The following is a 24743-nucleotide window of genomic DNA, read 5'->3' on the forward strand; positions in this document are numbered from 1 at the left end:
AAAACAATGGAAATAATCTCGAACGACTACCGTATCAAATCGGTTCTTGGACGCCTTGAAATGATCATCGACAATGAGAACACGCGCATTGGCAGTGATCCGCAGTTCGATCTCAAGGTTTCGAACGCGCATAAGAGCCGTTGCCTCTATGAGCTGTCCATGCTGTTTCGCGACACCGATCCCAAGGAATTGGCGGCATCGCATCTGGATCAGCTGCACGGCCTGAAGTCCAAGCTCGTTCTCAACGCACGCCGTGTCGAGGCGCATCTGGAAGCAGTTCGCACCGTGGCCGATCTCCTGAAGAACGCCGTTCAGGACGCGGATGCCGACGGCACCTATTCGCAAGAGCAGTTCGCTGCGCGTGATGCCTGATGATCAAGCTCGTTATCACAGGCGTCTGGGTTTGCGCGATCACGCTGGCATCGGTCTATTTCTCGGTGCACATGGCGACGGCCCCCGCGCCGGCGCCGGATGATTCCAAGCAAAGCCAGCTCGAGCTTGTGAAGGGCGAGACGATCACGGTGCCGATCGTCAAGGACGGCGCCGTCAGCGGCTATTTCATCACGAAGATGTCCTTCATGATGAACAAGGACGTCGTAAAGGGCGCCACGCTGCCCCTGACCGAAATGACCACCGACGAGCTGTTCACGCTGCTGATCGGCAACAAGATGATCGACATCGCCAAGGTGAAGTCGTTCGATCCCGGTGCCTTCCGCGACACGATCAAGAAGAACATCAACCAGCACCTGGGCGGCGATTATATCGACCAGGTGATGCTGGAGCAGATGGACTACCTCTCCAAGGAAGAGGTCGAGGCAAACTCCTCGGGCCAGCCGCCGAAGACGGGCAAGCCGGTCCACATCGTCGAGCCTGTCGCTACGACAGGTGAAGCCGCCGCCGCCGGTCACTGATCACCATCAAGTCCCGTAAAACGGCGCCGCGAGGCGCCGTTTTACGTTGGCGTCGCCGTCTTGGTTAACGAATTGCTGATTTCGGGCCGGAAATTCGAAGGGTTTTCCTAAAGGTTGCTTGAACTCGTTCTGTTAGAAGCGTCCTCGATGGGCTCGAACACGCATCTGCGTTCCATATTGCGGAATTCTCATGCGATCGCCCCAGGCGAGCGCGTCCGGTCGAATGGCCTTCCGGTGCGGGAGTAAGTCCTTTGTATTCCGGGTGCGGCACGCATGAAGCATTATCGTCAGGAAGTCGGAATGGATCTGATCGCGAATTTCGCGGTGCTTGCGTCACGCCGTACCATCTTTGATCTGCCTGTTTGCGATCTCGGCTGGGACGATGCGCTCGTTTTCATCAACGAGCTCATCAATATGCCCGTCGGCCAGACGTCCATCTCCTTCGTCAATGCGCACAACATCCTGATGACGCTGCGCGATGAGGAGTATCGCGACATCCTGATGCAGAACCTGGTCCTACCTGATGGAATAGGCCTGAACATCGCCTCGAAGATATCGCACGGCTCGCCTTTCCCGGCCAACCTCAACGGCACGGATTTCGTGCCCGCGCTCCTGACCTTCATGGAGACGCCCCGCCGTATCGGACTGATCGGCGGCAAGCCCGAAGTCGTTGAAAAAGCCGCTGCAAATTTCCGCCGGCACGCACCCTGGCATCAGTTCATCGTCATCTCCGACGGCTACTTCGACAAGGAGGATCCTTCCGAAGTCACCGCCGAGATCGAACGCCAGAAACTCGATATCCTGATCATCGGCATGGGAACGCCGCTGCAGGAGAAATGGGCGCACAAGAATGTCCGCGCCCACCATGCCCGGCTGGTCCTGACGGTGGGTGCGCTCTTCGATTTCGTCTCCGGCACGGTGCCGCGCGCGCCGAAAACCGTACGCATGATGCGCATGGAGTGGGCCTACAGGCTGATGCAGGAGCCGAGCCGGCTATGGCGCCGCTATATGATCGGCATCCCGGTCTTTCTCTACTACGTCCTTCAATACCGCATGCATCGTCATGAGCGGATGCTGACGCGCGTCGAAAACCGGCAGCCCGCGCCGCCGCCTCAGAAGCGCATCGGTCGGATTGGTTGATCCGGCACCGTTAACGATTTCTTTGCTATGAAATTTTAGGATCGGTTAATCATCCCCGCCGGATGAGCAATCGACCTTCATATGCATGAGAAGCGGCGATGCATCAAAACTACACGAAAAGCCAATTCGCCCGCCGGTCCGCGGCCGCGCACCGTCATCCCGTTGGTAACGATGAGGCATCAGGCATTGCCGGTCCGGAGCTGGAACTGCTTCGTATTCTCCAGCGCGCTCTTGACGAGCAGAGAACGACGCAGCCTGTCGAGGAGCCGACGCCCGCGCTGGTCAGCCGCATCGAAACCATCCTCGGCAAGCGGCTCGAGGCCGCCAACGATTCGGCCATAGGCGAGCCGATCGAACCGCCCCCCGCGTTCGTTGCGCAGATGCAGGTTGTCGAACCGGTTCACGAGGCCGCTCTCTCCGTCGATCATTCCGAACCTGAACTGCATCATGAAGCGCACTCGCGCTCTATTTCAAAGCTGCTGCCCGCTGTTGCTCTTCTTTGCGCGCTCGGCGCTGCAGTGGGTGCGCTCGCGCCCACCGGGCCGGTCAAACACACGGCTTCCGGAACTCTCGCTGTCCGGGGCGCGGTCGAAACACGGGCTGCGATGACAAGGGCTGTCGAGAAGATGCTGGTCTCGCCGCGTGTTATTGCTGCCGCCGTATCAACCTTGAAACTCGATCATGATCCTGAATTCTCGGGGACCGCGACCGGCGCACTGAACGTTGCGGCGGATCTGTTGTCGGTCCGTGCATCGGCCATCGATCCCGTCTCGCGCGCCGAAGCCTCCCTGATCTCCGCCATCCAGTCCTCCACGAATGACCGGACCGGTGCCATCGATTTCAGCGTAACCACCGGCAGCGTCGACAAGTCGGCGCGGATCGCCGGCTATCTTGCCTCGGCCGTCACCCGCTCCACCCAGCCGAGCTCGGCGGATGGCGACGCGTTGAAGAAGGAAAGCGATACCGCGCGCGCAGCATTCGACGCCTTCGTCAAGCAAAGCGGCGAGGGCAACGTCAAGGTCGCGACCGGTCTGCAGCGGCAGATCGCCGATGTCGATGCCGAGCTGAAGGCCGCGGGCGAGAGGATCGTGACGACGAAGGAAAGCGCCGACCGCCTGAAAGCGGCAAAAGTCGGTGATATTCTTGCCGGTGTCTTGCCGCCGCAGGCGCTCTCGCCGGCACTCGAGGACAAGCGCGAACGCTACGTTACCGCGAAGGCATCGCTGGCGCAGCTTTCGGCAAGCCTCGGCCCCCGTCATCCGCGCCTATTGGCCCAGCAGGCGGAAACCGACAGCCTCCGTAGTGCCGTCGCCGACGAACTCGGTCACCTGCAGCGGCGGTCGGCTGACGATGCCAGGGCCGCCGCCGCCGAAAAGCGGCAGTTCGATAGTCGCCGCAATGCCCTGATCGCTCAAAGCCGCGACACCGGCGTCGATCTCGCGAAGCTGACGGAACTGCATGACAAGGCCATAGCGGCGCAGACGCGGCTAGAGGATGCCATATCGACCGGATCGCTGCCATCGGATGCCGCGCAGGTGATGCTGCTGAAGGCACCCCAGGTGACGACGACGCCTTCTGCGGCCGGGCGTTGGCCGATGTCCATAATCGGCGGGTTCATTGGCCTCGGCTTCGGTGTCATTTTTGCCGTGGCGCGCCTGCTTCGCGGTCGCGGGCGGACAACGTCAAGGATCGAGCCTTCGATGCCGTCCACCGTTGTCGCGGATCAGCCGTAGCGGCCTGCGGTCGCATGCCGCGCTTGCCCGACTGCAGGCGCCACATGGATATTTGCTCTTGCATTTGTCGTTTTAGGCAGGCTACGGCGTGCACAGGCAAGTGACGCGCGCCGGCCCCGGCTAGGATGCGCGAAAGCAACGCAGGAGAAAGTCTTGGTGACAGTAATCGACGGCAAGCAGGTCGCAGCCTCAGTCATTGAAACGGTGAAGGCGGCAAGCTCGGCTCTGGAAAAGCAGAACGGCGTCCAGACGGGTCTGGCGGTCATCATCGTCGGCGATGATCCGGCAAGTCACGCCTATGTCGGCTCCAAGAGCCGCATGGCCAAGGAATGCGGCTTCAAATCCGTTCAGCATACGTTGCCGGTCGAGACCACGCAGGAAGAGCTGGCGAGCCTCGTGGCTTCCCTCAATGCCGATGCTTCCATCCACGGCATTCTCGTCCAGTTGCCGCTACCCAGGCATCTGAACTCCGAACCCATCATCCAGTCGATCCTGCCCGAGAAGGATGTCGATGGGCTTCATGTCGTCAACGCCGGCAAGCTTGCGACCGGCGACCTCGAAACTGGCCTCGTTTCCTGCACCCCGGCCGGCGCGATGGTCGTCGTGCGCCGCACCCATGGCGAGGATCTCTCCGGCCTGAACGCGGTCGTCATCGGCCGCTCCAATCTTTTCGGCAAGCCGATGGCGCAGCTGCTGCTCAACGCCAACGCCACCGTGACGATCGCCCACTCCCGCACCAAGGATCTCCCGGCCGTTTGCCGCAATGCCGATATCCTGGTCGCGGCCGTCGGCCGGCCCGAGATGGTCAAGGCGGATTGGGTCAAGCCGGGTGCCACCGTCATCGATGTCGGCATCAATCGCATTGCCGCGCCCGAGAAGGGCGAGGGCAAGACCCGCCTCGTCGGCGATGTCGCCTTTGCCGAAGCCTCCACGGTTGCCGATGTCATTACGCCGGTCCCCGGCGGGGTCGGGCCGATGACGATCGCCATGCTGATGGCAAACACCGTCATCGCCGCGCACCGCGCTGCCGGCAAGACGCCGCCGAAATTCTAAAGCAATTCCAGGAGAAGCGTGGCTCGGTTTTCCGTCCGCAATGGCGTCAAAACAAAAGGCTGGAACCGCTCAAAGCGGTTCTAGCGCGGCGCCGGACCGGTGGAAGCCCTGACGATCAGTTCGGTCTTCCACAATTCCTGCTCGGGGTAGGGCGTTTCCTGCTTCACGGTCGCGATCAGTCGCTGCGCGATCCTGGCTCCCGCCGCGCGCAGCGAGGATCGCGTCGTCGTCAGCGGCACGGAGAAGTTTTCCGGTTTGAGATGCGGCAGCACGTCGTCATGCGCGATCAGCGATATGTCCTCGCCGAGTTTCAGCCCCGCCTGGTTGACGGCGCGGATCGCTCCCAGCGCCAGCACCGTGCTCGAACAGAGGATCGCCGTCGGACGCTCCGGCATCTGCAGGAAGCGCTCCATGGCGAACTGGCCCGGCTCATCCGTCATTGCCGTGTGGCTCATGCATTCTTCCGAGATTTCAAGCCCGCGCTCGGCCAGCGCGTTGACCAGACCGCTCCTGCGGCGGATCGCGAAATCCAGATGCGCCGGCCCGTTGAGCAGCGCGAAGCGTGTATGGCCAAGCTGCAGCAGAAGCTTGGCCGCATCGTAGAAGGCGCCTTCATTGTCGATGTCGAGATAGGGGTAATCCGGCTCCGAACCGAACGACCGGCCGTGCACTAGGAAGGGCATGGACAGCGACTGCAGCATCGCCAGCCGTGGATCGTGTCCGCGCATATAGGCGATGAAGAGCGCATCGACATTGCCGCTGATTGCCAGCCGCCTGAGCGCGCCGACCTCGTCATCGGGATCGGCCGGCATGATGACGAAGTGGAAGTCGTGGCGCACGGCCTCCTCTCCGAGGCCAGTCAGGAATTCGCCGAAGTGAACGTCGGAATAATGATCCGGAGCGGTTGGCATGACGAGGCCGATCGAGCCTGCCTTGCCGGTGGCGAGCCTTTGCGCCGCCTTGTTCGGACGGTAACCTGTCTCCCTGACCGCCTGCAATACGCGTTCGCGCGTTGCCTCGTTGACCTCAGGGTAGCCGTTCAAAGCGCGGCTGACAGTCGTCTGCGAAAGACCCAGCAGCTCGGATAGCTGTTTCAGATTCACGTGCTATATTTCCTCCGCCGCGCTGGAGGCCAATCTCCCAATGGCTTCCAAAGCGCTTTTAATTATGCAGCAATTCTGCCGGTTGACTCAAGAAAAATCGCTCCATATTCGAATGGGAGGCTTGCTGCGATGCGATAATTGCTTGTGTTTTGGCGGTTCTCTCGAATTGGCTTGACTCTTTTCCGTCTTGAATGAGATGAGTTGGCTGTCAAAGCGCTTTGGAATTCGTTTGAGTGCCATAAGGCGTGGTTGGGATTGTGATGGGAGGTTGTCACATGAGAAAGACATTTTTGTTGGGCGTTGCCGTTGCTGCGCTGTTTGCCGGCTCGGCGTCCGCCGCGGATCTTAAGTTCGCCCCGGGCGAGGATGCCAAGTTCAACTGGAAGAGCTACGACGAGTTCAAGGCCGCTCACGCCGATCTGAAGGGTGAGCCGCTGACGATCTTTGGCCCGTGGCGCGGCGAGGACGAAGCCTTCTTCCGCAGCATTCTCGCCTACTTCACCGAAGCGACCGGCATCGATGCCAAGTATTCGTCTTCGGAAAACTACGAGCAGCAGATCGTCATCGACACGCAGGCCGGCTCGCCGCCGAACGTCGCGATCCTGCCGCAGCCCGGCCTACTGGCCGATCTCGCAAGCAAGGGTTTCCTGACGCCGCTCGGCGACGATACGTCGAAGTGGGTCAAGGACAATTACGGCGCCGGCGACAGCTGGGTCGGTTACGGCACCTACAAGGGCAAGGACGGCAAGGATGCTTTCTACGCCTTCCCGTACAAGGCCGACGTGAAGTCGCTGGTCTGGTACGTGCCTGAGAATTTCAAGGAAGCCGGCTACAAGATCCCGACGACCATGGAAGAGCTGCACGCCCTGACGGATCAGATCGTTAAGGACGGCGGCGTTCCGTGGTGCATCGGTCTCGGCTCCGGCGGCGCCACCGGCTGGCCGGCCACCGACTGGATCGAGGACCTGATGCTGCGCATGCAGCCGCCGGAAGCCTACGACAAGTGGACCACCAACGAACTCAAATTCGATGACCCGGCCGTTGTGTCCGTCATCGAGGAATTCGGCAAGTTCGCCAAGAACGAGAAGTATGTCGATGGCGGCGTCGCGGCCGTAGCTTCGACCGACTTCCGTGATAGCCCCAAGGGCCTCTTCGCCGTGCCGCCGAAGTGCTACATGCACCATCAGGCGTCCTTCATCCCGTCCTTCTTCCCTGAAGGCACGAAGCTCGGCCAAGATGCGGACTTCTTCTACATGCCGACCTACGCCTCGCATCCGGAACTCGGTAAGCCGGTTCTCGGTGCCGGCACGCTGGTGACCATCGCCAAGGATTCCAAGGCGGCCCGTGCCTTCGTCGACTTCCTGAAGACGCCGATCGCCCATGAAGTCTGGATGGCGCAGTCGAGCTTCCTCACGCCTTACAAGGGTGTCAGCACCGCGGCCTATGCCAACGAGCAGATGAAGCGCGAAGGCGAGATCCTGACGACCGCGACCACGTTCCGCTTCGACGGCTCCGACCTGATGCCCGGCAAGATCGGTGCGGGCGCCTTCTGGACCGGTATGGTCGATTTCGTCGGTGGCAAGTCCGCCGAAGACACCGCCAAGGAAATCCAGAGCGCCTGGGATGGTATCAAGTAACATCGCCTGAACGCATGCCGCCGGTTTCGGCGGCATGGCTGCAATGCCTTGGCCGGATGCTCTGAGGGAGCGTTCGGCCATCGCCGCCTTCGTGCCCTGCGCCTGAAGCGCATCGGCCGGGACGGCGCAAACCCTTCAATTTAGACAGGGGTAGCAGGGGAGGGACACATGCTTTCACAGATAGTTTCCGCATTGGGAGTCGTGGTCGTCGCCGTTTTCGCGTGCTCGGCCTACTTCTATTTCTCGAACAAGATTCTGGATCTGGCTTTGCCGGTGAAGGATGGAGACATCGTCTCCGCCTCCCGCAACCTGAACCGCCGATCGGTCATCCGGCCCTGGCTGTTCCTGTTCCCGGCTCTTTTCCTTCTGATCGTCTATCTGGTCTACCCCGTGATCGCGACTTTCATCCTGTCGTTCTACGATCGCTCGGGCGCCAACTTCGTCGGTGTCGCCAATTACAAATGGGCGCTGGGCGACCGCGAATTCCGCCAGTCGATCTTCAACAACATTCTATGGCTTGCCGTCGTGCCGGCCGCCTGCACGTTCTTCGGCCTCGTCATCGCCGTCATGACCGACCGCATCTGGTGGGGCAACATCGCCAAGAGCATCGTCTTCATGCCGATGGCTATCTCCTTTGTCGGCGCCTCCGTCATCTGGAAGTTCATCTACGAATATCGCGGCGGCAACGACACGCAGATCGGCCTGCTGAACGCCATCGTCCAGCTTTTCGGCGGCACCCCGCAGGTGTGGATTTCGGTTCCCTTCTGGAACAGCTTCTTCCTGATGGTCATCCTCATCTGGATCCAGACCGGTTTCGCCATGGTCATTCTCTCGGCGGCCCTTCGCGGCATTCCCGAGGAAACCATCGAGGCGGCGGTCATCGACGGCGCCAATGGCTGGCAGATCTTCTGGCGCATCATGGTGCCGCAGGTCTGGGGCACCATCGCCGTCGTCTGGACGACGATCACCATTCTCGTCCTCAAGGTCTTCGATATCGTGCTCACCATGACCAATGGTCAATGGGACACCATGGTTCTCGCCAACCTGATGTTCAACTGGATGTTCCGCGGTGGCGGCGACAGCGGCCGAAGCGCCGTGATTGCGCTCATCATCATGCTGGCGGTGACGCCTATCATGGTCTGGAACGTGCGCCGCGCCAATCGCGAACTGGGAGGGCATTGAGATGACGCTGGCAGGAAACTTCTTCAAGATCGGCCCGGCCCGTCTCTTTGTTCACTTCGCGGTGCTCGTCGTCGTCATCCTCTGGCTGATCCCGACGCTCGGCATCTTCGTCAGCGCCCTGCGCGACAAGGATCAGATCGTCGTCTCCGGCTGGTGGACGGCGTTCTCCGGCTCCTCGCGCACGGTTGCCACCCGTCTCGGGCAGCCCGACCAGCAGAAGCAGGAAGGCGCCGTGTATGTAATATCAGGCAATGTCCTGGAAGGGCAGGAAGGCCGCGCCATCCGCGCTTTCGGCACACGCGTCGCACAGCCCTCGGCCTACAAGGCGGGCGAAACCGCTGATCTGGGCGACGGGCTCTCGCTGCAGGTCAACGAAGACGGCGGCTACCGTTACATGAAGAACGCCGCCTTCGGTCCCGACGACGGCGGGCGCCGTGTCTATATCTCGGTTGCCACGCCGCCGGAGTTCACGCTGCAGAACTACAGGACGGTGTTGACAGGCGAGGGGATCGGCCAGTCCTTCATCAACTCTTTGACGGTGACGATTCCCGCCACCATCATCCCGATCCTGATCGCCGCCTTCGCCGCCTACGCCTTGAGCTGGATGGAGTTTCCGGGGCGCGCGCTGCTCATCGCCCTGGTGGTCGGTCTCATCGTCGTGCCGTTGCAGATGTCGCTGATCCCGTTGCTCAGGCTCTACAATCAGGTGGGCATGCTGCTCGACGCTCCGTCCAAGACCTATCCCGGCATCTGGCTGGCGCACACGGCATTCGGCATGCCGCTCGCCATCTATCTGCTGCGCGCCTATATCGCGGGACTGCCCAAGGAGATCATCGAATCCGCCCGCGTCGATGGCGCCAGCGAGTTCGATATCTTCACCCGTATCGTGCTGCCCCTATCATTCCCCGCGCTCGCCTCGTTCGCGATCTTCCAGTTCCTGTGGGTTTGGAACGACCTGCTCGTCGCCATGGTCTTCCTAGGCACGGACAGGGATCACCTCGTTCTGACCGGCGCGCTGAACGCGCTGCTCGGCTCGCGCGGCGGCAATTGGGAAATCCTGACCGCATCGGCCTTCATCACCATCATCGTACCGTTGCTCGTGTTCTTCGGCTTGCAGCGCTATCTGGTGCGTGGTCTGCTTGCAGGGTCGGTGAAGGGCGGCTGAGCAATTCCAAAACGCATCTAACAGGACCACACATGAGCATGGCATCTCAATCCAACCTGACGGCTGACAAGGACTGGTGGCGCGGCGCGGTGATCTATCAGATCTATCCGCGCTCCTACCAGGACAGCAACGGCGACGGCATCGGCGACCTCAAGGGCATCACCGCCCGGTTGCCGCATGTCGCAAGCCTCGGCGCCGACGCAATCTGGATTTCGCCCTTCTTCACTTCGCCGATGCGCGATTTCGGCTACGACGTGTCGGATTACGAGAATGTCGATACCATCTTCGGCACGCTCGTCGATTTCGACTCGCTGATATCGGAAGCCCACCGCCTCGGCATCCGCGTAATGATCGATCTCGTGATCTCGCACTCGTCGGACCAGCACCCCTGGTTCGTGGAGAGCCGCTCGAGCCGCACCAACGCCAAGGCTGACTGGTATGTCTGGTCGGAATCCAAGCCTGATGGCACGCCGCCGAACAACTGGCTGTCGATCTTCGGCGGCTCCGCATGGGCGTGGGATCCGACGCGCATGCAGTATTATCTGCACAACTTCCTGACCTCGCAGCCCGATCTCAATCTGCATAACCCGGAAGTGCAGGATCGCCTGCTCGAGGTCGTCCGCTTCTGGCTGAAGCGTGGCGTCGACGGCTTCCGCCTGGATACCATCAACTTCTATTTCCACGACAAGGAACTGCGCGACAACCCGGCACTGGCGCCCGAGCGCCGCAACGCTTCGACTGCGCCTGCGGTGAACCCCTACAATTTCCAGGAACACATCTACGACAAGAACCGCCCCGAGAACATCGCATTCCTGAAGCGGTTCCGCGCGGTGCTCGAGGAGTTCCCTGCCATCGCCGCGGTCGGCGAAGTCGGCGACAGCCAGCGGGGTCTCGAGATCGTCGGCGAATATACCGCCGGCAACGACAAGATGCACATGTGTTACGCCTTCGAGTTTCTGGCCCCGGATCCTCTGACGCCGGAACGTGTCGAAGAGGTGATGGAGGACTTCTCCGCCGCAGCACCAGATGGCTGGGCCTGCTGGGCGTTCTCGAACCACGACGTCATGCGCCATGTCAGCCGCTGGGGCTCGCTGGTCGCCGACCGTGACGCTTTCGCCAAACAGTATGCCTCGCTGCTGCTGACACTGCGCGGCTCCGTCTGCCTTTACCAGGGTGAAGAGCTCGGCCTGACCGAGGCCGATCTCGCCTATGAGGATCTGCAGGATCCCTACGGCATTCAGTTCTGGCCCGAATTCAAGGGGCGCGACGGTTGCCGCACGCCGATGGTCTGGGACAGCCAGGTCGCGCAGGGCGGGTTCTCTACGGTTCGCCCATGGCTTCCGGTGCCCGTGGAGCACATCCTGCGCTCGGTCAGCGTTCAGCAGGGGGACGAGACATCGGTGCTGGAGCACTACCGCCGCTTCCTCGCTTTCCGAAAGCAGTATCCGGCCTTCGCCAAGGGCGAGATCGAGTTCGAGGAGCCGCAGGGCGACATGCTGATCTTCGTGCGCGAATATGGCAACGAAAAGCTTCTGTGCGTTTTCAACATGAGCGCGACGGAAGCCATGGCCATCCTGCCGGCAGGAGACTGGCAGGCGTTGACGGGCCATGGCTTCGTCAGCAATAACTACGGTGACAAAATCGACATACCAGCATGGGGAGCGTATTTCGCGCGCCTCGCATAAGCTTCTTGGAGGAGGAACTAATGACTGGACTAAGCCTGAAGGACATTCGCAAATCCTACGGTTCCGTGGACGTGCTCCACGGCATCGATCTGGAGATCAAGGAAGGCGAGTTCGTCGTTTTCGTCGGTCCCTCCGGCTGCGGCAAGTCCACGCTGCTGCGGATGATCGCCGGCCTTGAGAACATCACGGGCGGCGACATGTACATCGATGGCCAGCTGGTCAACGACGTACCGCCGTCCAAGCGCGGCATTGCCATGGTGTTCCAGTCCTATGCGCTTTATCCGCATATGACGGTCTACGACAACATGGCTTTCGGCATGAAGATCGCCGGTGAGAGCAAGCAGGAAATCGACCGCCGCGTACGCGCCGCGGCCGATAGCCTCCAGCTTGGCAAGTATCTGGACCGCCTGCCGAAGGCGCTCTCCGGCGGCCAGCGCCAGCGTGTGGCCATCGGCCGCGCCATCTGCCGCAATCCGAAGGTCTTCCTCTTCGACGAACCGCTATCGAACCTCGACGCGGCGCTTCGCGTCGCCACCCGCATCGAGATCGCGCGCCTCAACGAGCAGATGGCCGACACCACGATGATCTACGTCACCCACGACCAGGTCGAGGCGATGACGCTGGCCGACCGCATCGTCGTTCTCTCGGCCGGCAATATCGAGCAGGTGGGCGCGCCGCTGGAGCTCTACGAGCGTCCGGCCAATCTATTCGTGGCGAAGTTCATCGGCTCGCCGGCCATGAACGTCATCCCGGCCGATATCACCGAAGCAGGGAACACCACCGTCGTGCGGCTGACCGGCGGCAAGTCGGTCACGCTTGATATCCCGACGCCCGCTGGCGACAAGGGCAAGACCGCAAGCTTCGGCGTTCGCCCGGAAGATCTGCGCATCGCCAATGCCGGCGAGGACTATCTCTTCGAGGGCGAGGTCTCGATTGTCGAAGCGTTGGGCGAAGTGACGCTGCTCTATATCGAGGGTCTGGTCCAGGGCGAGCCGATCATCGTCAAGCTGCCGGGCACGTTCGATATCAAGAAGGGCCAGAAGATGCAGTTCGCCGCCGATCGTTCGAAGCTTCATCTCTTCGATGCGGAAGGCCGTACCTACCGGAAATAATAGCCGAATAACCTTGGGCCGCTTCAAAAAGGCGGCCCAAATCGAAACGGTTCTCACCTTCTGTTAAAGATCACTTGCTAGCATTCCCCTATTGCATATCTAGGGGACTACCAGCTGTGGCTGCATCCAACTCTCTATCTTCTGGCCATTTTCTGAATAAGGAAGAATCCTTCATGTACGACCGCGAATCGCGGTTCAAGATGGAGGACACCATGAACGCCGCTCGGATCGAATATACCGAGAAGGGCGTCCTGAACATGGCATCTCGCCGCTGTGATATTATTCGTATTTCCAAGAGCGGTGCGGTTCTTTCGCTCCTCACCCAGTACAACCTGCCAAAGCAGTTCTATCTCGACATTCCGGATGCGCGCATCACCAAGGTCGGCTGCATGCTGATGCGGGTGAACGCCAACAACACAGTCGAGGTGCGTTTCTTGCGCCTCGTGTCGGAGCGAGAACTCAACAAGATCTTCGTCTACAGCACGCACCCAGCCCACCGCGACCGCGTGCTCGATATCAAAGGCTGATCTCACCCACGGCTTCAATGCAGAAAACCCGCGAGATGGCTCGCGGGTTTTGTGTTTTGCAGGATAGCAAACCGTTCTAGTGGAACAACACGCTGGCGCCCTTGTCGGAAGCGCCGACGGCGCGGCGGAAGGGGGCGAACAGTTCGCGGCCCATGCCGAACTCGTTGTCGGAAAGATCGGCGACGACGGCCTCGCGCTCGGCAAGCGTGGCTGCATCGACAAGCACCTCGAGCGTTCCCGCGATCGCATCGAGGCGAATGATGTCCCCATCCTGGATCCGGGAGATCGGGCCGCCGTCGACAGCTTCGGGCGTTACGTGGATCGCCGCCGGGACCTTGCCTGAGGCACCGGACATGCGGCCGTCGGTGAGGAGAGCCACCCGGAAACCGCGGTCCTGCAGCACGCCCAGCGGCGGCGTCAGCTTGTGCAACTCCGGCATGCCATTGGCCTTCGGTCCCTGGAAGCGAACGACGGCGATGAAATCGCGGTTGAGCTTGCCTTCCTTGAAGGCGTCCTGCAGTTCCTGCTGGCTGTGGAAGACGATCGCCGGTGCCTCGATCACATGCCGGTCCTGTTTTACCGCCGAGATCTTGATGACGGCGCGGCCGAGATTGCCGCGCAGCATCTTCAGGCCCCCATTCGCCTGGAACGGCGTCTCGATGCTGGCGAGAACCTTCGGGTCGACGCTCTTTTCCGGCGCCGCCTCGCGCACCACCGAACCATCCGCGCCAAGGCGGGGCTCGATCGTGTAGGCCTGCAGGCCTTGGCCGAAAACGGTGCGCACGTCGTCATGCAGCAGGCCGTGCTTCAACAGTTCCTTGATCAGGAAGCCCATACCGCCGGCGGCATGGAAGTGGTTCACGTCGGCAAGCCCGTTCGGGTAGACGCGGGCAAGCAGCGGCACGACCTCGGAAAGCTCGGCGATGTCCTGCCATGTCAGCTGGATGCCGCCGGCACGCGCCATGGCGACGAGGTGAAGCGTGTGGTTGGTCGATCCACCCGTGGCATGCAGGCCGACCACACCATTGACGATGGAGCGCTCGTCGATCATTTCGCCGGCCGGCGTGTATTCGTTGCCCTGCGCGGTGATCTCGAGCGCCCGCCTGGTTGCCTCTCGGGTAAAGGCCTCGCGCAGTGGCGTGCCGGGATTGATGAAGGAGGAGCCGGGCATGTGGAAGCCCATGATCTCCATCAGCATCTGGTTGGAGTTGGCGGTGCCGTAAAAGGTGCAGGTGCCGGGGCCGTGGTAAGACTTCGATTCCGCTTCCAGCAATTCGGCGCGTCCGACCTTTCCCTCGGCGAACAGCTGCCGTACGCGCGACTTTTCATCGTTCGGCAGTCCCGATGTCATCGGTCCGGCCGGAACGAAGATCGCTGGCATGTGCCCGAAGGTGAGGGCGGCAATGACGAGGCCCGGCACGATCTTGTCGCAGACGCCGAGATAGAGCGCCGCGTCGAACATGTTGTGCGACAGGCCCACACCTGCCGCCATGGCGATCAGATCACGCGAAAACAGCGAAAGCTCCATGCCCGGCTGCCCCTGGGTCACGCCGTCGCACATGGCCGGAACGGCGCCCGCCACCTGCGCGATGCCGCCCACGGCGGCCGCCGCCTCGCGGATGATCGCCGGATAGGTCTCGAATGGCTGATGCGCCGAGAGCATGTCGTTGTAGGAAGTAATGATGCCGAGGTTGGAAACACGGTCGCCGGCCAGTGCTTCCTTCTCGGCGGTGGAACAGACCGCGAAGCCGTGTGCCAGGTTCGCGCATCCGAGCACCGATCGGGCCGGCCCGCGCGATGCGGCGTTTCTCAATCGGTCCAGATAGGGCTCGCGCGTCGGCTTCGAGCGTTCGACGATGCGGGACGTGATGGCAGCAATACGTGAGTGAGCGGACATGGGTTATCCTCCCTTCGTCAGGTCTTGGATTGTCTGTTCGTATGAGCTCGGGCGCTGTGGCGCTTAGGGAGCCCAGTAGATGTCGACCGGCGAGGCGGCCCGGCGCAGAATGGCGCGGATCGGCATATCTGCCTCCTCGCCGTCGCCTTCCGCCTTGTCCAGCACATCCTTCTTGCCCTGGCCTTCGATGTGCACGACCAGAAGCCGGGCGTCCTGGAGGCTGGAGAAGGTGAATGTCAGGCGGGGTTCACCCGCACCTTCCGCTTCCATGGTGATGACGCCGCGCGGCGTCTTCGGGTCGAGCGCAACCGCAAGATTGCTGCCGCCGGGGAAGAAGGAAGCGGTATGACCGTCGCCGCCCATGCCGAGAATGACGATATCGAACGGGTTGCCGATCGTGCGCGTCGCATCGGTGGCAAGCTTTGCGGCGTCCTCGACCGAGGGCGCTGCCTGGTAAAGTGGCTGGAACTTCGCCGCCTTCGCCTTGTGCTGCAGAAGGTTGGCGGCGACCAGCAGATGGTTCGAACGATCGTTGTCGGCCGGCACGAAACGCTCGTCGACCAGCGTGATCGTTACCTTGCTCCAATCGAGATCGCGCGTCGAGAGCTCCCGGAAAAACTGCTTCGGCGTCGAGCCTCCCGAAACGGCAAGGCTTGCCGTTCCGCGAGACGCGATTGCGGATGAAAGCGACGCAACAACCTTGTCTGCAAGGTTGCGAGCCAGTTCGGCGGCGTCGGCAAAGGCGTGCATGGTAGTTGCCATCGCTATCGATCCTTAGAGGTTGTCGTGCCAGGTGCGGCCGTCGCGCTCGATGAGCGCGATCGACTGGCTCGGGCCCCAGGTGCCGGCGGTGTAGCCCTGAACCTTCTGGCCGGTGGATTCCCAACCCTTGAGGATCGGGTCGACCCACTGCCATGCCGCTTCCACTTCGTCGCGGCGCATGAACAGCGTCTGGTTCGAACGGATGACGTCCATCAGCAGGCGCTCGTAGGCGTCGGGGTTACGAACCTGGAAGGAATCGGCGAAGCTCATGTCCAGCGAAACATTGCGCAGGCGCATGCCACCAGGACCCGGATCCTTGATCATCAGCGACTGCTTGACGCCTTCGTCCGGCTGCAGGCGAATGATCAGCTGGTTCTGGTTGATGCGGCCGGCCGAGTTGTCAAAGACCGAGTGCGGGATCGACTTGAAGGTGATGACGATCTCCGACATGCGGCCGGCAAGACGCTTGCCGGTACGGATGTAAAAGGGAACGCCGGCCCAGCGCCAGTTGTTGATCTCGGCCTTGATGGCGACGAAGGTTTCCGTGTTGGATACGCCGCCTTCGAGCTCTTCGAGATAACCCTTGACCGGGCCGCCCGCCGAAGCGCCGGCGCGGTACTGGCCGCGAACGGTGGTCTGCTCGACATTCGAGGCATCGATCGGCTTCAGAGCGCGCAGCACCTTGAGCTTCTCGTCGCGAACCGCTTCCGAATCCATCGAGGACGGCACTTCCATGGCGACCAGGCAGACAAGCTGCATGATGTGGTTCTGCACCATGTCGCGCAGTGCGCCGGCGGTGTCGTAGTAGCCCGCACGACCTTCGAGACCGACGGACTCGGCAACGGTGATCTGCACGTGGTCGATATGGTTGGCGTTCCACAGCGGCTCATAAAGCGCGTTGGCGAAACGCAGAGCCATCAGGTTCTGCACGGTTTCCTTGCCGAGGTAGTGGTCGATACGGAAGATCTGCTCTTCCTTGAACACCCTGCCGATCGTGTCGTTCAGTTGCAGCGCGGAGTCCAGATCGCGGCCGATCGGCTTCTCGACGACGATGCGGGTCGTCTTGGTGATCAGCTTGTGGTCATGAATCTTCTGCGAGATGTCGCCGAAAATGCCCGGAGCGACGGCGAGGTAGAAGGCGCGAACGCGCTCCTTGCTTTCGTCGAGCAGCTTCTTCAGCTGGTCCCAGCCGGCATCCGAACGGGCGTCGACGGGCACGTAGAACAGGCGCTTGCAGAACTTCTCGACTTCGGCCTCGTTGTACTCGCCCTTCTTCAGGTGCTCCTTGAGCGCGTCCTGGGCGAACTTGCGATATTCTTCGTTCGTGAGCGGGCTTCTGGACGCGCCGATGATGCGCGTCGGCTCGGAGAACTGACCCTCGATCTGGCGATGGTAGAGTGCCGGCAGGAGCTTGCGCTCGGCAAGGTCGCCACTGCCGCCGAAGACGACATAGTCAAAGGGTTCCACGGGGATGATTTGGCTGCTCATGAGCATATCTCTCAATCAGACTGGTTGTTGGCTGTTTAATCTAATCGATTTAAAAAAGCCAGTGTGCAATGCAATGAATCTGTCGAGACGTCGTTTTAGATCGAATTGCCCTCCGAGGAAATCCGCAATCGGACTAAAATTTGTCGCGCAGCGCAAACCAGGTCAGGGCAAGAAACAATAGCGGCGACCGCATCGCGGGGCCACCGGGAAACGCGGGGATATCGAGCGACTTGAACTGGTCGAGGTCGCTGGACTTACCGATCACACTTTCGGCATAGAGCTTGCCGCAGTAGTTCGAAAGCATGACGCCATGGCCGGAATAGCCGCCGATCGAGGTCACGCCCGGCATCACCTCGCGCACGAACGGCTCGCGCGGCATGGTGATCCCGACGGAGCCGCCCCAGGCATGGGTGATCTCGATATCCTTGAGCGCGGGATAGATCTCGACGACCTGCCGGCGGATATGCTGGCTTATGTCGCGGGGATTGTCGGCGGTGTAGGCCTCGCGGCCGCCGAACAGCAGGCGCCCGTCCTTCGACTTGCGGAAATAGCGCACCACGAAGCGCGAATCCGCGACGGCCTCGCCACCGCTGAGGATATCCGGATGATCGCCAAGCGGTGCGGTGGCGCCGATGAAGGAACGGATCGGCATGATATGGCTGGCGGTGACGGGCTCGAGATTTCCGATATAGGCGTCGCAGGCGATCAGCGCCCTGTCGGCGGTGATCTGGCCGCTCGCGGTGTCGATGGTGATCTTGCCGCCACTCTGGCGAATGGCGGTCGCCTTGGTCATTTCGAAGATTTGGGCGCCCGCGTCGGCCGCAACGCGCGCAAGGCCGACCATCAGCTTCAGCGGATTGATATGGCCCGTGCCGGTATCGATCACGCCGCAATAATAGCGCTTCGAGCCCAGCCGCTGCTGCGTCTCCTCCTCGTCCATGAAGCGCGCATGCCGATAGCCGTAGCGGAACGCCGCGATCTCGGCGTTCTCGTAATAGGAGCGCTTGTAGCCCCGCTTGTGCGCCACGTTCATCTGCCCGGGCATGTAGTCCATGTCGATCTGGTGATCCCGGGCGAAGTCCAGCAGGTAATGCTTGGCGCCTTCCGCGATATCAAACAGCGCCTTCGAGCGCTCGTAACCGATTTTCTCCTCGATCTCCTCCGGCCACCAGCGCTGGCCGGTGCCGAGCTGCCCGCCATTGCGCCCCGACGCGCCGTCGCCGAAGCGACAGGCTTCGATGAGAACCACCGACAGGCCCGCCTTGGCCAGCGTGTAGGCGGCCTGCAGCCCCGTATAACCGCCGCCGACAATGGCGACGTCGCAGTTCTTCGATCCGTCGAGCGTGGGGTAGGTCGGACGTTCGCCGACGGTTTCCTGATACCAGGAGACGCCGGGCGCGATGGGGCTTTGCCATGCTGCTTGCAACGTCATGACCGCGCCCTCCTTAAACGTTGAGCAGCAGGAACTCGCGCTCCCAGGGGCTGATCACCTGCATGAAGGTTTCGAATTCTCCGCGCTTCACGCCGGCATAGATACCGAGGAACTCCTTGCCGAACACCTCCTCGAAGGCCTCTTCGTCTTCCATCAGCGCCACGGCTTCCAGGAGACCGCGCGGCAGGTCGATGGAGCCTTCGTTGGCCGTGTCTTCCGTCGGCGCCGTTGGCTCGATACCCTTCATGATGCCGAGCAAGCCGGAAGCAAGCGAGGCCGCGAGCGCCAGATAGGGGTTGGCATCCGAGCTCGGCAGCCGGTTTTCTACACGCCTTGCCTGCGGGTCGGAGACAGGCACGCGGAACGCCGTCGTGCGGTTGTCGTAGCCCCAAGCATTGTTGACGGGTGCCGACATGTCGGGCGTCAGCCGGCGATAGGAATTCACATAAGGCGCCAGCATCACCATCGAGCTCGGCACGTATTTTTGCAGGCCGCCGATGAAGTGGAAGAACTCCCGGGAGGGGGATCCGTCGGGGTTGGAGAAGATGTTCTTCCCCGTCTCGGCGTTGACCACGGATTGGTGGATGTGCATGGCCGAACCCGGCTGGCCCTGCATCGGCTTGGCCATGAAGGTCGCGTAGATGCCGTGCTTCATCGCCGCTTCGCGGATCGTGCGCTTGAAAAGGAACACCTGGTCGGCGAGCTCGATGGGATTGCCGTGGCGCAGATTGATCTCGAGCTGCGCGGGGCCTTCCTCGTGGATCAGCGTATCGATTTCGAGACCCTGCTTCTCCGAGAAGTGGTAGATATCGTCGATCAGTTCGTCGAACTCGTTGATGCCGGCGATCGAATAGCCCTGGCCACCGAGGATCGAACGGCCGGAGCGGCCTTTCGGCGGGTGCAGCGGATAATCCGGGTCGTCGTTCTTGGCGACGAGATAGAATTCGATCTCGGGTGCCACGACCGGCTTCCAGCCGCGGTCGCTGTAGAGCTTGAGCACACGTTTCAGTACGTTGCGCGGCGTATAGGGCACCTCTTCGCCGTTCACGCTGACGATATCGCAGATCACCTGCGCCGTCGGGTCCGTTTCCCAGGGAACGACGGATAGCGTCGAAAGATCGGGCACCAGCTTGAGGTCGCTGTCGCGCGGCTCGTAGCGGAAGCTTTCCGTTTCGTCGGGATATTCGCCAGAGATGGTGTGGCGGTAGATCGCCGAGGGCAGGGCAAGCGACGTGTTGGAGGTGAACTTGGAGCTCGGCATCATCTTGCCGCGTGGCACACCCGCAAGGTCGGGCGTGATGCATTCGATGTCCTCGATCCCGCGTGCCCGCAGAAACTGCGCCGCTTCCTTCCAGTTTTCAACGCCGCGCTGGTGTCCGGGGTCCGGGGGTGTCTTCTTCGATGCGGGTACGTTTCTGGCAGGCTTCAGCGTCGTCTTTTTTGAAGGCATGACACACCGGTTACGTTGATCTTGCAGCCATAATAACCGGAGTTTGGCAATTGGCGAGGGGTAGACGGCGTTGACTTTCGCCCTTTGATGGAAAAAGAAGGCGCTTTCGGCGAGGGACAGGGTTTTGCAGCGAAAAAGCGATGTGATCATTATCGGCGCTGGTGCCGCCGGCATGATGTGCGCCGCCCGCGCCGCCGCCAAGGGACGCTCCGTGCTCGTCCTTGATCATGCGAAGTCGCCGGGCGACAAGATCCGCATCTCGGGTGGCGGCCGCTGCAACTTCACCAATATCCACACCACGCCGAAGAGCTTCCTTTCCGCCAACCCACACTTCTGCAAGTCGGCGCTCGCCCGCTTCACACCCGCAGACTTCGTCGCCCTGGTCGACCGCTACAAGATCTCCTGGCACGAGAAGACGCTGGGGCAGCTGTTTTGCGACGACAGCGCCAAGGACATCATCCGGATGCTCCTGGAAGAGATGCGCGCGGTGGGCGCATCGCTGCAGCTGACCACGGAGATCTCGGGCGTTGAAAAGAGCGCCGACGGTTTCCGCGTGTCGACCTCTGAGGGCGTCCATGAATGCGCCGCGCTGGTCATCGCCACCGGCGGCAAGTCGATCCCGAAGATGGGCGCAACAGGCTTTGCCTACCGGATTGCCGAGCAGTTCGGCCTGCCGCTTGTGGAGACGCGACCCGGCCTGGTGCCGTTGACACTGGATCCGGCGCTGCTCGAAAGCATCGCGCCGCTGTCGGGTATAGCGGCGCCCGCCGAAATCCGCCACGGCAAGACGGCCTTTCGCGAGGCGCTGCTCTTCACCCACCGCGGCCTAAGCGGCCCGGCCATCCTGCAGATATCCTCCTACTGGCGTGAGGGCGACGACATCACCGTCGATATCGAGCCCGATGTCGATATCCTCGCGCATCTGAAGAAGGCCAAGCAGTCCAACGGCCGGCAATCCGCACAGACGGCGCTGGCGGAAATCCTGCCCAAGCGCCTGGCGCAGTTCCTGACGGAACGGGCAGGGGTAACGGGCAACATGGCCGATCTCTCCGACAAGGTTCTTACCCGCTTGGCCGATGCCGCGCAGAACTGGAGCCTGCGGCCATCAGGCTCCGAGGGCTACCGCACCGCCGAGGTCACGCTTGGCGGCATCGACACGACGGCGCTCGATTCCCGCACCATGGCCGCGAAGGCCGTGCCGGGCCTTTATTTCATCGGTGAATGTGTGGATGTGACCGGCTGGCTCGGTGGCTATAACTTCCAATGGGCCTGGGCATCGGGCGTAGCAGCAGGTGAATCTTTGCAGGCATGAAACTCGCAAGGCGATTCAAGAGTTCTTAACAGGGGTGCGCCATCCTGCCTCAATGACGGGGCGAATGGGGCTTCCTAAATAGAGCTTTACCAGCAAACCGTTTTGTTGGATTGTATGCCAGACAAGAAGTGAGGTTCTGCCAATGCACAGGAACACTCGACGCGCACGCGCCATCGCAATCGCCCAGGTCAAGCAGGACGAAAGGCTCGTTGCCTTGCGCTATATCGTCATCGCCGCAAGCGCGGCCGCAGCCGTCGCAGCACTTCTTCTTACGCGAGCGTTCTGACAAATCCATGAATTGATTTCAAATCGCCGGTCCAGCGGCGATTTCGGCTGTCGCCGGCGACGACCGGCCGGCGCTTCAGGTCCGTATGACAGTGCGGTTTCCCACCATATCCGCTTATCCGAAAATTAATACATACTCTGCAAGAATTGACCCTTGAGTATTGGGCGCCTCCGCGTTGAGCGGGCGGCGAGCTGGCAATGAATGCCGCCCCGGTTCGAACCGGGAATCCAGATTGTTCCAAAAAGCAGATCGATGCACTCAGCTGGCGCCATAGGGCCGCCGGTGGGAGGAGTGGTGTATGGAAGGCCGGAACCGCCATGATTGACAAGATTCTTTCCCGATTCAGGATCAAGACCAAGGTCCTGATCTTCGTGCTCCCCTTCGTGGTGAGCATCTCGGCGGTGGGCCTCACCGGCCTTTATGCATCGGGCATGCTTCAGGGCCGCATGGAAATCTCCAACAGCGTCCTGCAGTCGCTGAGTGGTTTCAAGGATCTCTACGGTTCGATGAGCGACTTCCTGCAGACCAGCAGCGAGGAAGCGCGCGACAAGCTCTACAAGGACGTGGAAGCCCAAAAAGCCACGCTTGAGGCAACGCTGAAGCAGATCGGTGACAATTCCGGTCGCGAGCACCTGCAGGCCGCCGAAGATGGCACGTCAGGCATCTCCGATACCGTCGGCAAGCTCTGGACGCTGCATGAAGGCGAAGTGGCGCTTCTGAAGTCCATCGATGACGCCCAGAAGGTGATGATATCGAGCCGCTTCAACGTCAACTACGACGCCCAGCAGCTTTCTGAAAGCATCCGCAGCGACGAGGGCAACGCGACCGCAACCCTACGCGCCGCCGATCGCCTGCTGAAGGGCGGCGATACGCTCGCCGGTGTCATGGCCGCCTTTGCAAAGGCACAGGCGCCTGCCGACAAGCTGAAGGTCGTCACCGACGCGCTTCCCGATATCATCAAGGCGCAGCGCCTGATCGAGATCTCCGTCCCGCAGAACCAGAAGAGCATGACGCAATCGCTGTCGCAGACGATCAGCGACGTGAAGGCGCAAGCCACCGCACCCGACGCCGTCGCCGACGAGCCGATCGCCAATCTCGGTCGCTTGGTTTCGCGCTTCCGCCAGATGTCCACCTACACCCAGCTGACGGCCACGCAGATGATGCGCGAGGCGACGACGACCTTCGTCGAGCTCGACAGCCGCATCGCCCAGACCAACTCGGTTCTGGAAGATACGCGCCGGCTTGAAAGCGCCATCTATTCGCTGCAGCTCGTCCTTGGCGAATTCATCGCTAAGCCGACCAAAGACAATCGCGTTCGCCTGCATCAGGAAATCGCCACGCTTGGCACCAATCTCAACACGCTGCTCGCCAGTGCCAAGGGCATGAATTTCGCCGAGGATATCGTCGCCGCCATGTCGCCGGCCCTGGTCTCGATGGACAAGGACGCGCAGAGCCTCGTCGATACCATCAACCAGCGTGTCACCGATTATGCTTCGGCCCGCCAGCAGCTCGACGCCGTCTGGGGCCAGCTGACCACCTTCGCGGAAATGCAGAAGCAGACGGCCGGCGCCGAACGCACGCAGGCGAACGGCATCTCCGTATTCACGACAGGTCTCGGCATTCTGCTCTCCATCGTTGGCGGCATCGCGCTGGTACTGACCCTGCAGCGCCCGATCGGACAGATCACCTCTGCCATGCGCCGCATCGCCGATGGCGCGCTCGACACCAATATCTCCGGCGAACAGCGCCACGACGAAATCGGCGACATCGCTCGCGCGCTCGGCATCTTCAAGGAGAACGCCATCTCCAAGATCCGCATCGAGGAGCAGAGCGAGGAAGAGCGCGCCGCCGCCGAGCACGAGCGCCAGCGCAACGACGCCGAAAAGCGCGACATGGATCGCCAGATCGAATTCGCCGTCAGCGCCCTCGCAGCCGGCCTCGAGCGCATGTCGCAGGGCGATATCTCGACAACCATCGACACGCCGTTTATCGGCCGTCTCGAGCAACTGCGTCAGGACTTCAACGGCTCGATGACCCGCCTGCAGGCGACCATGAGTCAAATCCGCGACAACGTCGAATTGATCCAGGGCAACGGCAACCAGATGGCGCAGTCCGCCGAGGATTTGTCGAAGCGTACGGAACAGCAGGCCTCGTCGCTGGAAGAGACCGCCGCCGCCGTCGAGGAGATCACCGTCACGGTCCGTTCGTCGGCCGAACGCGCCAAGGATGCCGACCAGATCGTTCGCGAAGCCAAGCGCAGCGCCGATGATTCCGCGACCGTCGTCGGCAACGCGATCGACGCGATGGGCCGCATCGAGGACGCATCCCGCCAGATCGAGCAGATCATCGGCGTCATCGACGAGATCGCCTTCCAGACCAACCTCCTGGCGCTGAACGCCGGCATCGAAGCGGCGCGTGCCGGTGAGGCCGGCAAGGGCTTTGCCGTCGTCGCCATGGAAGTGCGCGAACTCGCCCAGCGCTCGGCCGCTGCCGCCAAGGAAATCAAGGGGCTGATCAACAAGTCGACCAACGAGGTCAGTTCGGGATCGCAGTTCGTGCAGGAAACGGGCACGGTTCTCGCCCAGATCAGCGCCCAGATCGTCACCATCAGCCAGCACGTCGAAATGATCGCCCGCGCAAGCCACGATCAGTCTGGCGCCCTGCAGGAAGTCAACGCCACCGTCAACCAGATGGATCAGATGACCCAGCAGAACGCGGCCATGGTCGAGGAAACCACCGCGTCGAGCCGCGAACTGGCAAATGAGGCTGACGCATTGCTGCGCCTCATTCAGCAGTTCAAGATAGACGGCGATGCACAGCAGCAGGTCTATCGCGCTGCCTGACGGCGACACGCGAGGCGGCCTCTGC

The 24743-nt window shown here is 61.6% G+C and carries 20 protein-coding genes; 14 read left to right on the forward strand and 6 right to left on the reverse strand.

Annotated elements, in window-relative coordinates; genetic code table 11:
- The first annotated feature begins 6 nt into the window (after positions 1-6).
- The 5 genes from QTL95_RS10985 to folD all read left to right on the forward strand — a co-directional run bounded on the left by QTL95_RS10985 (position 7) and on the right by folD (position 4837).
- Positions 7-372 (forward strand): hypothetical protein, encoded by a 366-nt coding sequence (locus tag QTL95_RS10985; protein ID WP_037187372.1) that lies wholly within the window; start codon positions 7-9, stop codon positions 370-372.
- Complete coding sequence (locus QTL95_RS10990) at positions 372-911, forward strand: hypothetical protein (RefSeq protein WP_289720002.1); 540 nt, start codon at positions 372-374, stop codon at positions 909-911. The genes QTL95_RS10985 and QTL95_RS10990 overlap by 1 nt, the downstream gene beginning before the upstream one ends.
- Positions 912-1211: 300 nt before the next feature.
- On the forward strand, positions 1212-2051 hold the full coding sequence (locus QTL95_RS10995) for a WecB/TagA/CpsF family glycosyltransferase (protein ID WP_289720003.1): 840 nt from the start codon (positions 1212-1214) through the stop codon (positions 2049-2051).
- Between the two features lie 98 nt (positions 2052-2149).
- Complete coding sequence (locus QTL95_RS11000) at positions 2150-3784, forward strand: succinoglycan biosynthesis protein (RefSeq protein ID WP_289720004.1); 1635 nt, start codon at positions 2150-2152, stop codon at positions 3782-3784.
- Positions 3785-3937: 153 nt separating this feature from the next.
- Positions 3938-4837, forward strand: coding sequence for a bifunctional methylenetetrahydrofolate dehydrogenase/methenyltetrahydrofolate cyclohydrolase FolD (folD, locus tag QTL95_RS11005; RefSeq protein ID WP_289720005.1), 900 nt, complete (start codon positions 3938-3940; stop codon positions 4835-4837).
- A gap of 80 nt (positions 4838-4917) precedes the next feature.
- Here folD and QTL95_RS11010 read toward each other — a convergent pair whose 3' ends face one another.
- The gene (locus tag QTL95_RS11010) at positions 4918-5940 is read right to left on the reverse strand and encodes a LacI family DNA-binding transcriptional regulator (protein ID WP_289720006.1); all 1023 of its coding nucleotides are present in this window, start codon (positions 5938-5940) and stop codon (positions 4918-4920) included.
- Between the two features lie 275 nt (positions 5941-6215).
- Here QTL95_RS11010 and QTL95_RS11015 point away from each other — a divergent pair, with 275 nt between their 5' ends.
- The 6 genes from QTL95_RS11015 to QTL95_RS11040 all read left to right on the forward strand — a co-directional run bounded on the left by QTL95_RS11015 (position 6216) and on the right by QTL95_RS11040 (position 13248).
- Positions 6216-7577, forward strand: coding sequence for an ABC transporter substrate-binding protein (locus QTL95_RS11015; RefSeq protein ID WP_289720007.1), 1362 nt, complete (start codon positions 6216-6218; stop codon positions 7575-7577).
- Between the two features lie 168 nt (positions 7578-7745).
- On the forward strand, positions 7746-8759 hold the full coding sequence (locus tag QTL95_RS11020) for a carbohydrate ABC transporter permease (protein ID WP_289720008.1): 1014 nt from the start codon (positions 7746-7748) through the stop codon (positions 8757-8759).
- Position 8760: 1 nt separating this feature from the next.
- A complete protein-coding gene (locus QTL95_RS11025; RefSeq protein ID WP_289720009.1) occupies positions 8761-9924 on the forward strand; it encodes a carbohydrate ABC transporter permease in 1164 nt (387 codons plus the stop codon).
- A 32-nt stretch (positions 9925-9956) separates the two neighbouring features.
- The gene (gene bglA, locus QTL95_RS11030; protein WP_289720010.1) at positions 9957-11609 is read left to right on the forward strand and encodes a beta-galactosidase BglA; all 1653 of its coding nucleotides are present in this window, start codon (positions 9957-9959) and stop codon (positions 11607-11609) included.
- Between the two features lie 20 nt (positions 11610-11629).
- Positions 11630-12721, forward strand: coding sequence for an ABC transporter ATP-binding protein (locus tag QTL95_RS11035; protein WP_289720011.1), 1092 nt, complete (start codon positions 11630-11632; stop codon positions 12719-12721).
- Positions 12722-12894: 173 nt separating this feature from the next.
- Entirely contained in the window at positions 12895-13248 is a 354-nt protein-coding gene (locus QTL95_RS11040; protein ID WP_289720012.1) for a hypothetical protein, read from the forward strand.
- A 76-nt stretch (positions 13249-13324) separates the two neighbouring features.
- Here QTL95_RS11040 and edd read toward each other — a convergent pair whose 3' ends face one another.
- The 5 genes from edd to QTL95_RS11065 all read right to left on the reverse strand — a co-directional run bounded on the left by edd (position 13325) and on the right by QTL95_RS11065 (position 20277).
- A complete protein-coding gene (gene edd / locus QTL95_RS11045) occupies positions 13325-15145 on the reverse strand; it encodes a phosphogluconate dehydratase (RefSeq protein WP_289720013.1) in 1821 nt (606 codons plus the stop codon).
- Between the two features lie 63 nt (positions 15146-15208).
- A complete protein-coding gene (gene pgl / locus QTL95_RS11050; RefSeq protein ID WP_289720014.1) occupies positions 15209-15907 on the reverse strand; it encodes a 6-phosphogluconolactonase in 699 nt (232 codons plus the stop codon).
- A 12-nt stretch (positions 15908-15919) separates the two neighbouring features.
- The gene (gene zwf / locus QTL95_RS11055) at positions 15920-17395 is read right to left on the reverse strand and encodes a glucose-6-phosphate dehydrogenase (RefSeq protein WP_289720015.1); all 1476 of its coding nucleotides are present in this window, start codon (positions 17393-17395) and stop codon (positions 15920-15922) included.
- Between the two features lie 133 nt (positions 17396-17528).
- Positions 17529-18827 (reverse strand): NAD(P)/FAD-dependent oxidoreductase, encoded by a 1299-nt coding sequence (locus tag QTL95_RS11060; RefSeq protein ID WP_289720016.1) that lies wholly within the window; start codon positions 18825-18827, stop codon positions 17529-17531.
- Positions 18828-18840: 13 nt separating this feature from the next.
- Positions 18841-20277 carry a glutamine synthetase family protein gene (locus QTL95_RS11065; RefSeq protein WP_289720017.1) on the reverse strand — a complete coding sequence of 479 codons (1437 nt, stop codon included), beginning with the start codon at positions 20275-20277 and terminating at the stop codon, positions 18841-18843.
- A gap of 124 nt (positions 20278-20401) precedes the next feature.
- Between QTL95_RS11065 and QTL95_RS11070 the strand changes: the two genes are divergently transcribed.
- From QTL95_RS11070 to QTL95_RS11080, 3 genes are all read left to right on the forward strand, one after another.
- Positions 20402-21589 carry an NAD(P)/FAD-dependent oxidoreductase gene (locus QTL95_RS11070; RefSeq protein ID WP_289720018.1) on the forward strand — a complete coding sequence of 396 codons (1188 nt, stop codon included), beginning with the start codon at positions 20402-20404 and terminating at the stop codon, positions 21587-21589.
- 142 nt (positions 21590-21731) lie between these two features.
- Positions 21732-21875, forward strand: a complete 144-nt coding sequence (locus QTL95_RS11075) for a hypothetical protein (protein ID WP_289720019.1) — start codon at positions 21732-21734, stop codon at positions 21873-21875.
- A gap of 317 nt (positions 21876-22192) precedes the next feature.
- On the forward strand, positions 22193-24718 hold the full coding sequence (locus tag QTL95_RS11080) for a methyl-accepting chemotaxis protein (RefSeq protein WP_289720020.1): 2526 nt from the start codon (positions 22193-22195) through the stop codon (positions 24716-24718).
- The last annotated feature ends 25 nt before the right edge of the window (positions 24719-24743 follow it).

Source organism: Rhizobium sp. S152 (assembly GCF_030380735.1).
GTDB lineage: Bacteria > Pseudomonadota > Alphaproteobacteria > Rhizobiales > Rhizobiaceae > Rhizobium.

Bases quoted from the DNA above. Each gene is read 5' to 3' on its own strand.
- QTL95_RS11015 (WP_289720007.1), top strand. From the start codon at position 6,216: ATGAGAAAGACATTTTTGTTGGGCGTTGCCGTTGCTGCGCTGTTTGCC.
- QTL95_RS10990 (WP_289720002.1), top strand. From the start codon at position 372: ATGATCAAGCTCGTTATCACAGGCGTCTGGGTTTGCGCGATCACGCTG.
- QTL95_RS11080 (WP_289720020.1), top strand. From the start codon at position 22,193: ATGATTGACAAGATTCTTTCCCGATTCAGGATCAAGACCAAGGTCCTG.
- QTL95_RS11000 (WP_289720004.1), top strand. From the start codon at position 2,150: ATGCATCAAAACTACACGAAAAGCCAATTCGCCCGCCGGTCCGCGGCC.
- QTL95_RS11060 (WP_289720016.1), bottom strand. From the start codon at position 18,827: ATGACGTTGCAAGCAGCATGGCAAAGCCCCATCGCGCCCGGCGTCTCC.
- QTL95_RS11020 (WP_289720008.1), top strand. From the start codon at position 7,746: ATGCTTTCACAGATAGTTTCCGCATTGGGAGTCGTGGTCGTCGCCGTT.
- pgl (WP_289720014.1), bottom strand. From the start codon at position 15,907: ATGGCAACTACCATGCACGCCTTTGCCGACGCCGCCGAACTGGCTCGC.
- QTL95_RS10995 (WP_289720003.1), top strand. From the start codon at position 1,212: ATGGATCTGATCGCGAATTTCGCGGTGCTTGCGTCACGCCGTACCATC.
- zwf (WP_289720015.1), bottom strand. From the start codon at position 17,395: ATGAGCAGCCAAATCATCCCCGTGGAACCCTTTGACTATGTCGTCTTC.
- bglA (WP_289720010.1), top strand. From the start codon at position 9,957: ATGAGCATGGCATCTCAATCCAACCTGACGGCTGACAAGGACTGGTGG.
- QTL95_RS11035 (WP_289720011.1), top strand. From the start codon at position 11,630: ATGACTGGACTAAGCCTGAAGGACATTCGCAAATCCTACGGTTCCGTG.
- QTL95_RS11065 (WP_289720017.1), bottom strand. From the start codon at position 20,277: ATGCCTTCAAAAAAGACGACGCTGAAGCCTGCCAGAAACGTACCCGCA.
- QTL95_RS10985 (WP_037187372.1), top strand. From the start codon at position 7: ATGGAAATAATCTCGAACGACTACCGTATCAAATCGGTTCTTGGACGC.
- edd (WP_289720013.1), bottom strand. From the start codon at position 15,145: ATGTCCGCTCACTCACGTATTGCTGCCATCACGTCCCGCATCGTCGAA.
- QTL95_RS11075 (WP_289720019.1), top strand. From the start codon at position 21,732: ATGCACAGGAACACTCGACGCGCACGCGCCATCGCAATCGCCCAGGTC.
- QTL95_RS11040 (WP_289720012.1), top strand. From the start codon at position 12,895: ATGTACGACCGCGAATCGCGGTTCAAGATGGAGGACACCATGAACGCC.
- QTL95_RS11025 (WP_289720009.1), top strand. From the start codon at position 8,761: ATGACGCTGGCAGGAAACTTCTTCAAGATCGGCCCGGCCCGTCTCTTT.